Here is a 15570-nt window from a genome sequence, read left to right on the forward strand (position 1 = left end):
GAGAGATAGATAAAATTTTGTACACTTGTCCCGGCAGTCCGCTAGCCCCATTATGTCTTTTGGATGTATCGCCTTATGGAAGGGCGAGGACCCCATCCGACAGCATCATGGTAACCTATGGTCTTGCAGGGACCGCCGATGGAAGGGCGCTAGGGCAGTTTCATGAATCGCCAACCGAATGCACCGAAACGCGACTGGGTCCGGGTGAAACCCGGAGAGCGTTCTGCTGCCAATGCGATGAATGAAAAGCCCGAATATGATGACCAGAAGCTGCTGACGCTGCTGCAGAGCGCGAAGCGCGAGGTCCAGGGGCTGCGCCTCATCCATCTCCATATGTCCCTGCTGAAGGACAAGAGCCAGCTTGACCTGATCTCCATCAAGCGGGCCATGCAGGAAACGGCGGATCAGTCCGCCTATCTCCAGCTTTTCTCCCTGTCCAACGATGACGTGATCGTCCTTTACAAGGGCATCAAGTTCTCCTTGATCTCCGACGTCTGTTCCAAGATCGAAAAGCTGATGCTGGCGCGCACCGTGATGGTGAAGCGCAATCCCTATGGGGAAGACAGCCTCTATTCCATCATGGAATTGTCGCTGAACTTCGTGAACGTCATCCGCTTCATCGAGGGATTGGCACGCGAGTCGAACGCCGATGCGGCGAAGGTGGAGACCAAGCCGCCCATTACGCTGGAGGAACTGGGCAAGATCGAACGTGCCGTGCAGATGTTCGACCTGTCGCCCTTCATGCTGAACCAGCCCGTGGTCGACATCCAGAACGGCGACCAGAACCAGTTCGAGTATTTCGAACTCTATATCGCCATCAAGGCGCTGGAAGAGCGGCTGTCCCCCAATTACGACATCACCGCCAACAAGTGGCTGTTCAGCTATTTCACGGCCAACCTGGATAATTCGGTGCTGAAGGCACTGAATTACGGGGTGGATTTCTTGCGCGGCCGGCGCATCGGGTTGAACCTGAACCTGTCCACCATCATGTCATCGACCTTCGTGAAATTCGATGAACGCCTGACGGCCGACCTGCGCGGCAATGTCGTGCTGGAAATCAACAAGGCCGACCTGGTGGAGAATATCGACACCTACAAGGAGGTTGTCGATTTCGCCTCCTCCAAGGGCTACCAGATCTGTATCGATGGGCTGAACGATTTCTGGGTCACTCACATGGACCTGGAATATATGGCCTGCGACTATGCCAAGATCTTCTGGACCGACGAAATGGAGATGATGTCGGACCACGAGTACGAGGTCTTTGCCGAGAAGATCAAGGCGCAGAGCAATTGCCGCTTCATCCTGGCCCGCTGCGGGTCCGTCTCTGGCCTGATGTTCGCCGAGAAGGCCGGCATCAGCCTGGTCCAGGGCCGTATCGTCGACAATATCCTGCGCAAGGGCGTGCTGCTGCGCGACGCCATCAAGAGCGCCAAGATGATGAGCGACTAAAGATTGCATAGCCGCCCATCCATGCGGCCATGAATATATTCCACCAAAATCAGATGAAGACGGCGTCAATCTGCGCTTTAGGTGATGCGGTATCAGTCGCCAACGTCATGACTTGTCTGTATGATAGGTTTTAGTTGGAACATGGGGGGACGGGCCTGCTCGGATGCAATCGGTGTCAGATAATCAAACAGCCGAAGCGGAAGGCCAGAATTCGGATCAACAGGGAACGAGTGCCAGCACCCATTTCCTGTTCACCAGCAAAGTCTTCGCTCTGCCCGGCGGATATTTCTGCCTGTCCAGGGATAACAATGACCCGGTGTTCAACGTCCATCTGGGCGATGTCTGGGGCAAGATTCCATTCCGCACCCTGCGGGAGAGCTTCCAGATCGAAGAGAAGAGCGACGATGCACGGCTGCTCTCCATCGTCGAGAAGGGCCTGAAATATGTGAAGGAAATCAGGCCCGGCGACAGCATTCCCCGTGAATTGCTGGACGGGTCCGCGTCATGGCGCGTCGATGAACGGCATCTGACGATTGCCCGGGGCCGTCTGACCCTGCAGCTCGTCTCCTGGATCACCGGCCGGGAAGAAATGGTCACCGACCGTTTCAAGCTGGAGCAGATCGTCGAGGACCCCCAGACCAAGACCAAGGCGCAGGAGGCCTTTTCCAAGCTGGCCAAGCAGTTCGGCCTGCCGGAGGAGCGCAAGCAGGAGATGGTCGACAAGGTCGATTATCTGGCCCGCGAACTCTCCTATATCGAAGCGCTGCGCGACCGTTACGGGCAGGTCCAGAAGGTCATGGCCAAACTGGGCCAGGCCAAGCGCAGTTTCAAGGGCGACGGGCAGATCACGTCCGATCTGGCCCGCATGCAGGCCCTGGCCAAGACGCCCATCAGCAATTTCGACGATATTTTCGAGCAGGTCGATGCCCAGACGTCGGAGGTGATGGCCATGCTCCGCACCTTCGATGCCCAGGTCGCCTTCATCCGCCGCATGCGTGACGAGCTTCACACCCTGCTGATGGTGTGGGACGAGATGGTCGACCTGTGGGACGGGAACGAGATCGACAAGGAGCCGGAGACCGAGGGGCGCCTGAAAAAGACTTATCAGTTCCTGGCCAAGAATTTCCTGATCAGCAAGGTCTGGCAGCGCGGCGGCTGATCCACAAATGCCGTGCTGTGGATTTTCGCTTCCTTGATGGGTCGATTCAGCCATATTCTATGGTTAACGCGCCCGCCGGATCGGGTGCCGCCTTCATGCGGCAATTCACAAGATCATCCGACACAAGATGATCGGGCGACCTGACAGACCTGCGGCGTCCGGCCCCGGGGGAGTTGCGGGCGACGTTCGCCGTTTCCGGGTTCGCCGTTTCCGGTGCGAGGCCCCGGTCGCCGGCATTGTCGGGCCGGGCATTCAGGCGGTGACGATGAAGGCCGACAGGCCGCAGGGACCGATCGCCTGTATCTTTTTAAAAAAAAGATGAGTTTCATCCGACAGTGCAGATTTTTCCCTTTCTTTTCACATTAATCACAAATTTTTTGTGTTAAAAATTTTTATTGACAGTTAAATCTGGACAAACGAAAGTCCATATCGCCGATAGGGATAGTTCCCCGGCCGCGGCAATTTGATCGCGCAGCTTGCGCCGCGTCACCAAACGCTAAAGCGCCACGAACCGGATTCGTGGCTGCACCGCCAACAGATGAGGGGAGTTCACCACGATGAAATGGTTCAAGCGCATCGCCCTGACCACCGCCGCCCTGCTGACCATGGCCGTGACGCCCGTGTGGGGCAGCGGCCAGATCCTGAACGTCTCCTATGACCCGACCCGGGAGCTTTACCGGGAGTTCAACGAGGCGTTCGCCAAGCACTGGAAGACCCAGACGGGCGAGGCGCTGGAGATCCGGGTCTCCCATGGCGGCTCGGGCAAGCAGGCGCGCTCCGTCATCGACGGGCTGGACGCCGACGTCGTGACGCTGGCCCTGGCCAGCGACATCGACGCCATTGCCGAACATACCGATCTTCTGTCCAAGGAATGGCAAGCCAAGCTGCCGTACAATTCCACGCCCTATACCAGCACGATCGTCTTCCTGGTGCGCAAGGGCAATCCCAAGGGCATCAAGGACTGGGACGACCTGGTGAAGCCCGGCATCCAGGTGATCACCCCCAATCCGAAGACCTCCGGCGGCGCGCGCTGGAACTATCTGGCCGCCTGGGGCTATGCCCAGGACAAGGCGGGCGGCAGCGAGGAAGCGGCCAAGGACTTCGTGACGAGGCTGTTCCGCAACGTGCCGGTGCTGGATACCGGTGCCCGCGGCTCCACCACCACCTTCGTGCAGCGCGGTATCGGCGACGTCCTGCTGGCCTGGGAGAACGAGGCCTTCCTGGCCATCAACGAACTGGGGCCCGACAAGCTGGAGATCGTGGTGCCGTCCGTGTCGATCCTGGCCGAACCGCCCGTGGCCGTCGTCGACAAGAATGTCGACCGCAAGGGCACGCGCAAGGTGGCCGAGGCCTATCTGACCTATCTCTACACGCCGGAAGGGCAGGAACTGGCGGCAAAGCATTATTACCGCCCGCGCCTGCCGCAGCTTGCCCAGAAATATGCCGACCGGTTCCCTGAACTGGCCCTGTTCGATATTTCCAAGTTCGGCGGCTGGAGCGTGGCCCAGAAGGCGCATTTCGCCGATGGCGGCGTGTTCGACCAGATCTACAAGCCGGGACGCTGACGGTTCGGGCCCTTCACGCCGCTTGGTGGTGACGGGCAAGTGCATTACCCTGGCCCCTTCCCACCCGCTGGCCCCCTCCAGGGCCGGCGGGCACCCTTTGATGCGAGGGGGCCGGCCTTGGGCAGGAACATCGCTTTGCGTTCGAAGCCACCTTTCCATCCTTTTCCGGTGGAACCCCATGGGGGAAGCCGGCCATGACCGCGCGTTCCCTTATCCCTTTCAGCCGGCGTGAGCGGACCATCATCCCCGGCTTCGGCCTGACGCTCGGCATCACGCTGACCCACCTGACCCTGATCGTGCTGATCCCGCTGGCCGCACTGGTGCTGCGCCCCTGGGAACTGGGCCTTGCCGGCTTCATCGAGGAGGTGACGCAGCCCCGCGTGCTGGCGGCCCTGCGCCTGTCCTTCGGCACGGCGCTGGGGGCCGCCCTGGTCAATGCCGTGTTCGGTCTGGCCGTCGCCTGGATGCTGGTGCGCTACGATTTTCCCGGCAAGCGGGTGATCGACGCCATCGTCGATCTGCCCTTCGCCCTGCCCACGGCCGTGGCCGGCATCGCGCTGACCTCGCTCTACGCGCCGAACGGCTGGGTGGGACAGTATCTGGAGCCGCTGGGCATCAAGGTCGCCTATACGCCGCTGGGGATCATCGTGGCACTGACCTTCATCGGCCTGCCCTTTGTCGTGCGTACCGTGCAGCCCGTGCTGGAGGAACTGGACGCCGAGCTGGAAGAGGCAGCGGCCTGCCTGGGCGCCACGCGGCTGGAAACCTTCATCCGCGTCATCCTGCCCGTGATCTTCCCCGCCCTGCTGACGGGCTTCGCCCTGGCGCTGGCGCGGGCCGTCGGGGAATATGGATCGGTGATCTTCATCGCGGGCAACATGCCCATGGTGTCGGAGATCGCACCGCTGCTGATCGTCATCAAGCTGGAACAGTTCAGCTATGCCGGTGCCGCCGCGATCGGTGTCGCCATGCTGGTCATCTCCTTCCTGATGCTGCTGGTCATCAATCTTTTGCAGCGCTGGTCCCGGCGCTGGGCGGGGGTTTGACATGGCCGGATCGTCATTCTCCCCCAAATCCCGCGTCGCTCTGGCCGAACCGCGCTGGGTGAAGGCCCTGATCCTGCTGGCCGGGCTGGGCTTTCTCGGCTTCTTCATCCTGCTGCCGCTGGCGGCCGTGTTCACCGAGGCACTGCGCCGCGGCTTCGGCCCCTATCTGGAAGCGCTGGTGGAGCCGGATGCGCTGGCCGCCATCCGGCTGACACTGCTGGTCGCCGCCATCGCCGTGCCCGTCAATGTCGTTTTCGGCATCAGCGCCGCCTGGGCCATCGCCAAGCACAAATTCCCCGGCAAATCGCTGCTGCTGACCCTGATCGACCTGCCCTTCTCGGTCAGTCCCGTCATTTCGGGCCTTGTCTATGTGCTGCTGTTCGGGGCGCATGGGCTGATGGGTCCCTTCCTGCGCGAACATGGCATCCAGATCGTGTTCGCGGTGCCGGGGCTGGTGCTGGCGACCCTGTTCGTCACCTTCCCCTTCGTGGCCCGCGAACTGATCCCGCTGATGCAGGCCCAGGGCGTGGAGGAGGAAGAGGCCGCCATCACGCTGGGCGCGTCGGGCTGGCAGACCTTCTGGCGTGTCACCCTGCCCAACATCCGCTGGGGCCTGCTGTATGGCGTGCTGCTGTGCAATGCCCGGGCGATGGGGGAATTCGGCGCCGTCAGCGTGGTGTCGGGCCATATCAGGGGCCTGACCAACACGATGCCGCTGCATGTCGAGATTCTCTACAACGAATATAATTTCGTCGCCGCCTTCGCCGTGGCGTCGCTGCTGGCCATCCTGGCCCTGGTGACGCTGGTTGCCAAGTCGCTGCTGGAATGGCGCCACGGCGCCGAACTGGCCGCCGCCGCCCGCCGTCATTGATCGGGAACAGACCCATGAGCATCAATATCCAGAAACTGACCAAGCGGTTTGGCGGCTTCGCGGCTGTGGACGGCATCGACCTCGACATAAGGCCGGGGGAGCTGATGGCCCTGCTGGGCCCCAGCGGCTCGGGCAAGACCACGCTGCTGCGCATGATCGGCGGCCTGGACTATGCCGACGAGGGGACGCTGCTGATCGAGGGCGTGGACGCCACCGTGTCGGAGCCCCATGCCCGCCGCGTCGGCTTCGTCTTCCAGCATTACGCCCTGTTCCGCCACATGACCGTGTTCGAGAACGTGGCCTTCGGCCTGCGGGTATCACGCCGCAAGCCGAAACTGTCGGAAGACGATATCCGCAACCGCGTCCATGACCTGCTGGAACTGGTGCAGTTGCGTCCCCTGTCGGGGCGCTACCCCAACCAGCTTTCCGGCGGCCAGCGCCAGCGCGTGGCCCTGGCCCGCGCATTGGCCACCGAACCGCGCGTGCTGCTGCTGGATGAGCCGTTCGGCGCCCTGGACGCCAAGGTGCGCAAGGAACTGCGTCGCTGGCTGCGCGATATCCACAAGGGCATGGGCGTGACGACCGTGTTCGTCACCCATGACCAGGAAGAAGCGCTGGAACTGGCCGACCGCGTGGCCATCCTCAATAAGGGCCGCATCGAGCAGGTGGGCACCCCGGCAGAGGTCTATGACAGCCCCGCCTCCGCCTTCGTCTGCGATTTCCTGGGGTCCGGCACGCGGCTGGACTGCACCGTGGCGGACGGGGCCGCCCTGATCGGCGGCGTGCGTGTCCCCGTGGTCAACGACCTGCCGCCGCCCGGTCCGGCCACCGCCTATATCCGGGCCCATGACATCGATCTGGCCGACGTGCCGGAGCCCGGCACCCTGCCCGCCACCATCCGGCTGGTGCAGCCGGTGGGCCCGCAGCTTCGCCTGGATCTGACCCTGGACGGGCAGGTGGTGGAAGCCGTGCTGGACCGCCACGCCACCACCACGCCCCTGACGCCGGGCCAGACCGTGGCGCTGCGCCTGCGCCGGGCCAACGTCTATCCCGGATAGGCGCATCGCGCGCCACGCCCCCATCCGTGGGCTCGGGCGCGCGCCACGTGGCGCGCGGCGGCAGTCACCGCCGATACCAACGGTCAAATATTTCGGCACCTCAAGCGCCGGGCCGGCAGTCGCCGGCCTATACCAGGGGCATGATACTATTTTGCGGTGATCAGAACCTGTTGGTTCTGGTCACCGCCTTCAATCGCCGGTGCCAACATGCCAACGGCTTGTCTGCGCCGCACCCGCGGTGCTGAGGCCGTCGTGGCCGTGTCCTGCGCCTGCATGGCGGCACGGGGATTCCACTGAACCCCGCACCCAGCCTTCGCCCGGCCGGAAGCGCAAAAAGCCGAAAACGCAAAAAGCCGGCCCAAAGGCCGGCTTTTTCGCATCGAGAAGGGATGGTGGGCGCGGGTGGAATCGAACCACCGACCTCTCGCTTATCAGGCGAGTGCTCTAACCCCTGAGCTACGCGCCCCCTCTCGTGGAGGGGGGTGATAGAGGGGGCGGGCCCCGGTGTCAAGCGCTTTTCGTCAGAAAAAAGCGCGCTGCGGAAAAAGGAACGCCCTCCCCCCGTCGGGAAGCCAGGGATTCCCCCGCTTTCACCGGGCTGCGCGTTGCCCGCCCCGGCGCTTGGTGTTACCAATGGGTCAAGGGGCCGGCTGGGGGCGGCCAAGGCCCCTTTTCGGCCAAGGCTTTGGCCGATGTCCGCCAGACAGGGCGACAGGGGACGGGCGCGTGTCAAGATCAGGATGGGGAGCGGCGTTGTTCGGCGGGGCGCGGATCGACCGCGCCTTGATCCTGGCCCTTCTGGCCGGCGGCATCCTGGGGGGCGCCCTGCTCTGGTCGCATGTCAGCGACCGGATCGAACGGTTCGAGACTGTGCTGGGCGTGCAGGTCCGCACCCGCGCCGGGGCCCTGGACATGCAGATGCACACCGCCATCGGCCATCTGGAAGCGCTGCGCCAGCGCGCCGAATTCTTCTATGCCGAATACCCGGCCCCCGACGAGGTGCCCGACACCAGCCTTCTGTCGACCCTGCTGGCATCCAATCCGGATGACACGGCGGGCCGGCTGTACAGCATGGACCGGCTGCCTCCGCCCTATCTGGTGGACCAGATCGGCAACATCATCGCCCTGTCATCGGCTGCCGTGGCAGCCGATCCGACCTTGTCTCGGCCCGATCATGCAGGATGGCGGCAGGAAGCGGCCATGGCCGTGCAGATGCTGCCCCTGATGGCCGTCACGCAGCGGGTCGTGCCACAGGCCCGCCGTCTCGTATATGCCTCGCTGTCGGGCATGGTGGCGGTCCAGCCCTGGGTGGAAAGCAGCCGGGACAATATGCTGTCCCGGGTCACCACCTACGCCCCCTTCCAGCGGGCGGCACCCGCCGCCAACCCGTCGGGCCGCCCCGTCTGGACCCTGCCCGACCCGGATGCTGGCGATGCGGCCAGCGCCTTCGTCGCCCTGCCGGTCAGCCTCCAGGGCCGCTATGCCGGGGCCCTGGCGCTGGAAATGCCCATCGCCGGGCTGAAGGAGACCCTGGGCGCCGTCAGCCGGAACGATGCCATGCTGCTGCTGGTCGATGCCGATGGCGGTGTGATCACGGGCAATGGCGCGGCCGGCGGGGCATCCCTGCCCCGGCATGTGCGCGATGTCTACCCGGCCGGGCTGCCGGCAGAGGCATCGGGCGAGATTGTCATCGGCCGTGGCCTGATCCAGCCGCAGATCGTGGTCGTGCCCTTGCGCAATTCACCCTGGCAGGTCGTCTATATCGCGCCGGCCCTGTCGGCCCTGCTGTCCATCCTGATGGACATCCTGATTTCCGTGGCCGGGTTCATCGCGTCGGTGCTGGTGGTGATCTTCGTGTCGCGCCGGTTGATGCAGCGGGCCCTGGCCGTGCGTGACGCGGCCGCGGCGGCCGAGCGCCAGGCACGCGCCGACGCCGAGCGCGCGCTGGCCGACCTGCGGGCCGCCCATGACGAGCTGGATTTCCTCAACCGGGAAAAGACGCGCTTCTTCTCCCTGATCTCCCATGATCTGCGCGGGCCGTTCAACGCCATGCTGGGCATGACGCAGGAACTGGCCGATCACGCGCCGAAGATGCGGGCGGAGGATACGGCCGATTTCGCCCGGTCGGTGCATGAGATGGCCCGGCGCGTTTTCGACCTGCTGGAGAACCTGCTGCAATGGTCGCGGGTGCAAATGTCGGGCACGCCGTTCGCCCCCGGCGTCTTCCCCATGCGGGAGGTGGTGGGCGACGCCATCCGCGATGTGGCGTCAGCCGCCCAGGCCAAGGATATCCAGATCCTGGACGCATCGGGCGACCGCTGGGTCCTGGCCGACCGCACCATGATCCTGGCCGTGCTGCGCAACCTGCTGATGAATGCCGTCAAGTTCAGCCATCAGGGCGGCGTCGTGCATGTGACCAGCCGGGCGTTGGGCGACCGGCTGGAACTGGCCGTCACCGACAAGGGGGTTGGCATGGAGCCGGCCCAGCTTGAGCAGGCCCTGCGCGCCGGCCCCAAGCCCAGCCGGCCCGGCACCCAGGGAGAGACGGGAACCGGCCTGGGCCTGACCCTGGTGCGCGACCTTGTGCTGCGCCATGGCGGCGAACTGAAGCTGGAGAGCATGCCCGGGCGCGGCACCATCGCCAGCTTCACCGTGCCGCTTTCCACCGATCTGGCCGAAACCCGCCGCCTGATGGTGCGCGCTGCGGATTGAGCCGGTGGACCGGCAGGCCGGAAGGGTGAATTGCATTCATCGCCGGGTGAGCGGATGGGGATTGCCGCCGGCCAGACCTACCGCATAGGCTTTGCCCCCCATCCGGCCGGAGGATGCCCATGGCCTATCGATTGCCGCCGCTGAACACCTTGCGCCAGTTCGAGGCGGCGGGCCGCCACCTGAGCTTCAAGCAGGCCGCGGACGAGCTTGGCCTGACCCCCAGCGCCGTCAGCCACGCCATCCACACGCTGGAGGACTGGCTGGGCGTGGCGCTGTTCGCGCGGGGTCACCGCAGCCTGTCGCTGACCCCCGCCGGTGCGGCCTACCTGACCCAGGTGCGCACGGCGCTGGAGGTGCTGGCCCGCGCGACGGAGGCGGTGCCGGGCCGGCGCGCCACGGGCCGGCTGTCGGTCAGCGTGGCCCCCACCTTCGGCCTGTGCTGGCTGATCCCCAACCTGCCCCGGTTCCAGGCCCGGCACCCGGAAATCGAGGTGACGGTGGATACCGCACAGCGGCAGGTGGAATTCCCGCGCGACGGCATCGATGTCGCCCTGCGGCGCGGCGATGGCGACTGGCCGGACCTCTATGCCACGAGACTGGTGACGGAGGATCTGGTGCCTGTCTGCGCACCCGCCATGGCCGCCGGCATCCACAGCCCCGCCGATCTGGCCGGCCGCCCCCTGCTGCATGTGGTCAGCACGTCGGAGGATTGGGCGGCCTGGGCCGATCTGGCCGGGGTGGAGGGGCTGGACCTGCAACGCGGATCGCGCTTCGACACGATCCACATGGCGCAGGCCGCCGCCGCGCAGGGGCTGGGCGTGGCCATCGGCCGGCTGCCGCTGGTCGCCGGGGACCTGTCGGCGGGCCGGCTGGTGGCCGTGCTGGGCCCGCCCGTACAAAGCCGGGTCAGCTACTGGCTGGTCGCAGGCCGGGAATCGCTGGCCCGGCCCGAGGTCGCCGCCTTCCGTGCCTGGATCAAGGCGGAATTGAAGGAAGGGCTTCACGGGCCGGCATAGGCCGGCCGGGCCACGGGCCGGTCATCGATCGGGAAATGCAGGGCCGCCGCCGCCAGCCCCATGACCACCGTGGCGATCCAGACCGGCGTGTAGGACCCTGTCAGGTCGAAGACCAGCCCGCCAGCCCAGGACCCCAGGAAGGCGCCGATCTGGTGGCTGAGGAAGCAGACCCCGAACAGGGCGCCCAGATGCCGCGCGCCGAACAGTCTGGCGACCAGCCCGCTGGTCAGCGGCACGGTTCCCAGCCACAACACCCCCATGACGGCCGCGAACAGCAGCACCGACACCTCGCTCTTGGGCAGGAACACGAAGGCGGCGATGGCCCCACCCCGCACCAGATAGAGCCAGCCCAGCACCTGAGGCTGCCGGTAGCGCCCGCCAAGCCAGCCGCATAGCCAGCTTCCCCCCATGTTGAACAGGCCGATGGCCGCCAGCGCCGTCGCCGCCAGACCCGCGGGCATCTGGCACAGCACCAGATAGCCCGGCAGGTGGGTCAGGATGAAGGCAAGCTGGAAGCCGCAGGTGAAGAAGCCCAGCGTCAGCATGCGATAGCCCGCATGCCCGCCCGCTTCGGCCAGGGCCGTGCGCAGCGTGGTGGGCGGCGGCGCCATGGCGGCCTTGACCACCACCGGCCCGGCAGGCCGCCGCCGGTCCAGCAGCAGGCCCAGCGGCGCCGTCACCAGGATGATGGCGGCCAGGACCAGCAGCGAGGCGGCCATGCCCCAGCCGGCATCGACGGCCTGGGCCAGCGGCACCAGCAGCGCCTGCCCGGCCGATCCGCCGGCGCTGGCCAGCCCCATGGCCATGCTGCGCCGTTCCGGCGTCACGGCCTTGCCCACAGCCGTCATCACCACCCCGAAGCTGGTGCAACTGACCCCCAGCCCCACCAGCAGGCCGAGACCCAGGATCAGCATGGACCCTTCCGGCCGCAGGGCCGACAGGGCCAGACCCGCGGCGTAGAACAGCGCACCCACCCCCACCACGGGGGCGCCCCCCCAGCGATCGGCCGCCGCCCCCGCCAGCGGCTGGGACAGACCCCAGACCAGGTTATGCAGGGCGATGGCAAAGGCGATCAGCGTCACCGGCACGCCGTGATCGAAGGAGAACGGGGCGATGTACAGGCCAAAGCTCTGCCGTGTCCCCAGCGCCGCCCCCATGATCAGGGTCGCCGCGACCATGGCCGGCAGCAGCCACAGCCAGCCCGCGCGATTATCCGCCATGCCATCCTCCCGCCGTTCCGGTCCCGGCAGTATGGAAACCGCCGGGACCCCGCGACAAAGGAGAAGGACCGGTTCCAGGATGAAGGGTTTTCACCCGGCCCGCCGGTGGCCGGGTGGCAGCCCTGCCCCCTGGCACGGGCAGGCGTGCCTTGCGCCGGGCCGTTCTGGACAGGGCTTTCCCGGATCGTTACATGAAAGGTTCCCAAGGGTGCGGACCGGCTCCGCGCCCCGTTCGGGCATTGCCAACGAGATGGTGTCCCATGACCGCGTCCACTGAAACCTTCCAGCCCTATCCCGCCGCCGAACCCAATCCGGACTTCCCCCGGATCGAGGAAGAGGTGCAGCGGATTTGGAAGGAGAACGCGGTTTTCCAACAATCGGTCGATTTCCGCCCGCTGGAAAAGGACGGCAAGCATAACGAATTCGTCTTCTATGACGGCCCGCCGTTCGCCAACGGCCTGCCCCATTATGGCCATCTGGTCACGGGCTTCGTGAAGGATCTGGTGCCGCGTTACCAGACCATGAAGGGCCGCAAGGTCGAACGCCGGTTCGGCTGGGACTGCCATGGCCTGCCGGCGGAGCTTCAGTCCGAAAAGGAACTGGGTGTTTCCGGGCGGCACGACATCCTGAAATATGGCATCGACAAGTTCAACGCCCACTGCCAGGTGTCGGTGCTGCGCTTTACCCAGGAATGGGAATATTACGTCACGCGCCAGGGCCGCTGGGTCGATTTCCAGAACGATTACAAGACCATGGACATCAGCTTCATGGAAAGCGTGATGTGGGCCTTCAAGCAGCTCTGGGACAAGGGGCTGGTCTATGAGGGTTACCGCGTCGTGCCCTATAGCTGGGCCGTGGAATCGCCGCTGTCCAACTTCGAGACGCGCCTGGACAATTCCTACCGCGAGCGCCAGGATCCGGCCCTGACCGTGCGTTTCCGCCTGCACCCGCGTGCGGGCGATGCCGGCGCGTTGGATATCCTGGCCTGGACGACCACGCCCTGGACCCTGCCGTCCAACCTGGCCTTGGCCATCGGTCCGGAGATCGAATATGCCGTCTTGCGCAAGGGCGATGACCGGCTGATCCTGGCCACGTCGGCTGTCGCGAAGTACGCCAAGGAACTGGAAGGCTACGAGCAGGAATCGACGCTGACGGCGGACGACCTGCGTGGCCGCACCTACGAGCCGATCTTCCCCTATTTCAAGGGGCTGGAGAAGGCGCACCAGATCCTGGTGGCCGATTTCGTCACCACCGGCGACGGCGTGGGCATCGTCCATATGGCGCCCGGCTTCGGTGAGGACGATTTGGCCGTCTGCAAGGCCCATGGGCTGCCGGTAAAGGTGCCGGTGGATGTGGCCGGCAATTTCACGGCGGAAGTGTCCGACTATGTCGGCCTGAACGTGATCGAGGCCAACAAGCCGATCATCCAGGACCTGAAGGCGCGCGGCGTCGTGCTGCGGCACGAGACCTATCTGCACAATTACCCGCATTGCTGGCGCACCGATCAGCCGCTGATCTACAAGGCGGTGAATAGCTGGTATGTCGAGGTTTCCAAGTTCAAGGACCGGATGGTCGAGCTGAACCAGCAGCAGATCAACTGGATCCCCGGCCATGTGAAGGATGGGTCCTTCGGCAACTGGCTGGCCAATGCGCGCGACTGGAACATCTCCCGCAACCGCTTCTGGGGCTCGCCCATCCCGGTCTGGCGCAGCGATGATCCCCGCTATCCGCGCATCGACGTCTATGGCTCGATCGAAGAACTGGAGCGGGATTTCGGGGTGAAGGTCACCGACCTGCACCGCCCCGCCATCGACCATCTGACCCGCCCCAACCCCGACGATCCGACCGGCCAGTCGATGATGCGCCGCGTGGAAGACGTGCTGGATTGCTGGTTCGAGAGCGGTTCCATGCCGTTCGCGCAGCAGCATTACCCGTTCGAGAACAAGGAACGGTTCGAGGCCGCCTTCCCCGCCGATTTCATCGTCGAATATGTGGCCCAGACCCGTGGCTGGTTCTACACGCTGATGGTGCTGTCCACGGCCCTGTTCGACTGCGCACCCTTCCGCAACGTCATCTGCCATGGCGTGGTGCTGGACGAGGATAAGCAGAAGCTGTCCAAGCGTCTGCGCAACTATCCCGACCCGGTGGAAGTGCTGAACAACCAGGGTGCCGACGCGCTGCGCTGGTATCTGGTGTCCAGCCCCCTGATGGTGGGCGGCGATCTGGCCATGCCCAAGGATGCGCGCGGCATCGCTCAAGCATTGCGGCAAGGCGTGCTGCCGCTGTGGAACGCCTACAGCTTCTTCACGCTCTACGCCAATATCGATCAGGTGAAGGGGACGATCCGCGCCGACCAGAAGGGTCTGCTGGACCGTTACATCCTGGCCAAGACGCGGGAGCTGGTGGAGGGCATCGAAGGCCGCATGGACGCCTACGACCTGCCCGGCGCCTATGCGATCATCACCGGCTATTACGACGCGCTGAACAACTGGTTCATCCGCCGTTCCCGGTCGCGTTTCTGGCGCGAGGCGGGGGAGGGCGATGGCCAGGACAAGCGCGACGCCTATGACACGCTCTATACCTGTCTGGTGACGGCGACCAAGGCGCTGGCCCCGCTGCTGCCGCATGTGACGGAGCGGATCTATACGGCCCTGACGGGTGAGGCGTCGGTGCATCTGGCCGATTGGCCGGATGTGTCCTACCTGCCGGCTGACCATGAGTTGACCAGCCAGATCGACCTTGTCCGGGAAATCTGTGCCTCGACCATGTCGCTGCGCGAGGCCAAGAAGCTGCGCATCCGTCTGCCACTGCGCACCCTGACCATCGTCCATCCCGATGCCGACCGGCTGAAGGGCCAGTTCGACGCGGTGCTGGGTGCGCTGGTCGCCGACGAGGTGAATGTGAAGCAGGTGGTGGTGTCGTCCGACATCAGCCTAGTCGGCACCCGTCAGTTGGCCGTGAACGCCGCCGTGGTCGGTCCCAAGGTCGGTCCGAAGATGAAGGAGGTCATGGCCGCCAGCAAGCAGGGCAAATGGACCGACAAGGGCGACGGCACGGTCGAACTGGCCGGTGTGGTTCTGGAAGCCGGCGATTTCGACATCCGTGTCCAGGCCAAGGAAGGCACCCACGCGGCCCGCTTCGCCGGCGGCAAGGGCGTGGTCGTGCTGGACGTAACCGTGGATGCGGAACTGGAAGCCGAAGGCTGGGCCCGCGACTTTGTGCGTGCCGTGCAGTCGACGCGGAAGGATAGCGGCTTCCAGGTCACCGACCGGATCACCATCGCGGCCCAGGTGCCGGACAATATCGCCGGCGCCCTGACCACGCATGCCGAAACGATCAAGCGGGAGACCCTGGCCCTGTCGCTGGCCGTCAATCCGGACAGCCTGCCGGGCACGCCCGTCACGGTCGACCTGTCGGGCACCAGCATCGCGCTGGTCCTGGCCAAGGCCTGAGGATCGGCACCAGCCGCCGGGC

Annotated in this window: 10 protein-coding genes and 1 tRNA gene; 9 read left to right on the plus strand and 2 right to left on the minus strand. The window is 65.1% G+C overall.

The features are described from left to right. Window positions 1–162: 162 nt before the first annotated feature. The 6 genes from ACM9LZ_RS07925 (at window position 163) to ACM9LZ_RS07950 (ending at window position 7148) form a co-directional block, all read left to right on the plus strand. Window positions 163–1449 (plus strand): EAL domain-containing protein, encoded by a 1287-nt coding sequence (locus ACM9LZ_RS07925; protein WP_416618845.1) that lies wholly within the window; start codon window positions 163–165, stop codon window positions 1447–1449. Window positions 1450–1621: 172 nt separating this feature from the next. Further along, window positions 1622–2608: a hypothetical protein gene (locus tag ACM9LZ_RS07930; protein WP_416618846.1), complete on the plus strand. Its 987-nt coding sequence runs from the start codon at window positions 1622–1624 to the stop codon at window positions 2606–2608. A gap of 557 nt (window positions 2609–3165) precedes the next feature. Beyond that, window positions 3166–4173, plus strand: a complete 1008-nt coding sequence (locus ACM9LZ_RS07935) for a sulfate ABC transporter substrate-binding protein (RefSeq protein WP_416618847.1) — start codon at window positions 3166–3168, stop codon at window positions 4171–4173. Window positions 4174–4367: 194 nt separating this feature from the next. Then, on the plus strand, window positions 4368–5219 hold the full coding sequence (cysT, locus tag ACM9LZ_RS07940; RefSeq protein ID WP_416618848.1) for a sulfate ABC transporter permease subunit CysT: 852 nt from the start codon (window positions 4368–4370) through the stop codon (window positions 5217–5219). Window position 5220: 1 nt separating this feature from the next. After that, entirely contained in the window at window positions 5221–6090 is an 870-nt protein-coding gene (gene cysW, locus ACM9LZ_RS07945) for a sulfate ABC transporter permease subunit CysW (protein WP_416618849.1), read from the plus strand. 14 nt (window positions 6091–6104) lie between these two features. Beyond that, a complete protein-coding gene (locus tag ACM9LZ_RS07950; protein WP_416618850.1) occupies window positions 6105–7148 on the plus strand; it encodes a sulfate/molybdate ABC transporter ATP-binding protein in 1044 nt (347 codons plus the stop codon). A 390-nt stretch (window positions 7149–7538) separates the two neighbouring features. On the opposite strand, the gene ACM9LZ_RS07955 is transcribed toward ACM9LZ_RS07950, so the two are convergent. Beyond that, window positions 7539–7614 (minus strand) — tRNA-Ile (locus tag ACM9LZ_RS07955). 260 nt (window positions 7615–7874) lie between these two features. Here ACM9LZ_RS07955 and ACM9LZ_RS07960 point away from each other — a divergent pair. Both ACM9LZ_RS07960 and gcvA read left to right on the plus strand, forming a co-directional pair. Next, window positions 7875–9860 (plus strand): sensor histidine kinase, encoded by a 1986-nt coding sequence (locus tag ACM9LZ_RS07960; protein WP_416618851.1) that lies wholly within the window; start codon window positions 7875–7877, stop codon window positions 9858–9860. Window positions 9861–9979: 119 nt separating this feature from the next. Further along, a complete protein-coding gene (gene gcvA, locus ACM9LZ_RS07965; protein ID WP_416618852.1) occupies window positions 9980–10876 on the plus strand; it encodes a transcriptional regulator GcvA in 897 nt (298 codons plus the stop codon). Here gcvA and ACM9LZ_RS07970 read toward each other — a convergent pair. Further along, window positions 10861–12096, minus strand: a complete 1236-nt coding sequence (locus tag ACM9LZ_RS07970) for an MFS transporter (RefSeq protein ID WP_416618853.1) — start codon at window positions 12094–12096, stop codon at window positions 10861–10863. The genes gcvA and ACM9LZ_RS07970 overlap by 16 nt on opposite strands. Before the next feature lie 260 nt (window positions 12097–12356). Here ACM9LZ_RS07970 and ileS point away from each other — a divergent pair, with 260 nt between their 5' ends. Continuing rightward, window positions 12357–15548, plus strand: a complete 3192-nt coding sequence (ileS, locus tag ACM9LZ_RS07975; protein ID WP_416618854.1) for an isoleucine--tRNA ligase — start codon at window positions 12357–12359, stop codon at window positions 15546–15548. Window positions 15549–15570 lie beyond the last annotated feature (22 nt).

Origin of the sequence: Niveispirillum fermenti, from assembly GCF_048066175.1 — a bacterium.
Classification (GTDB): Bacteria; Pseudomonadota; Alphaproteobacteria; order Azospirillales; family Azospirillaceae; genus Niveispirillum; species Niveispirillum fermenti.

Bases quoted from the DNA above. Each gene is read 5' to 3' on its own strand.
- ACM9LZ_RS07970 (WP_416618853.1), bottom strand. From the start codon at position 12,096: ATGGCGGATAATCGCGCGGGCTGGCTGTGGCTGCTGCCGGCCATGGTC.
- ileS (WP_416618854.1), top strand. From the start codon at position 12,357: ATGACCGCGTCCACTGAAACCTTCCAGCCCTATCCCGCCGCCGAACCC.
- ACM9LZ_RS07925 (WP_416618845.1), top strand. From the start codon at position 163: ATGAATCGCCAACCGAATGCACCGAAACGCGACTGGGTCCGGGTGAAA.
- gcvA (WP_416618852.1), top strand. From the start codon at position 9,980: ATGGCCTATCGATTGCCGCCGCTGAACACCTTGCGCCAGTTCGAGGCG.
- ACM9LZ_RS07950 (WP_416618850.1), top strand. From the start codon at position 6,105: ATGAGCATCAATATCCAGAAACTGACCAAGCGGTTTGGCGGCTTCGCG.
- cysT (WP_416618848.1), top strand. From the start codon at position 4,368: ATGACCGCGCGTTCCCTTATCCCTTTCAGCCGGCGTGAGCGGACCATC.
- ACM9LZ_RS07935 (WP_416618847.1), top strand. From the start codon at position 3,166: ATGAAATGGTTCAAGCGCATCGCCCTGACCACCGCCGCCCTGCTGACC.
- cysW (WP_416618849.1), top strand. From the start codon at position 5,221: ATGGCCGGATCGTCATTCTCCCCCAAATCCCGCGTCGCTCTGGCCGAA.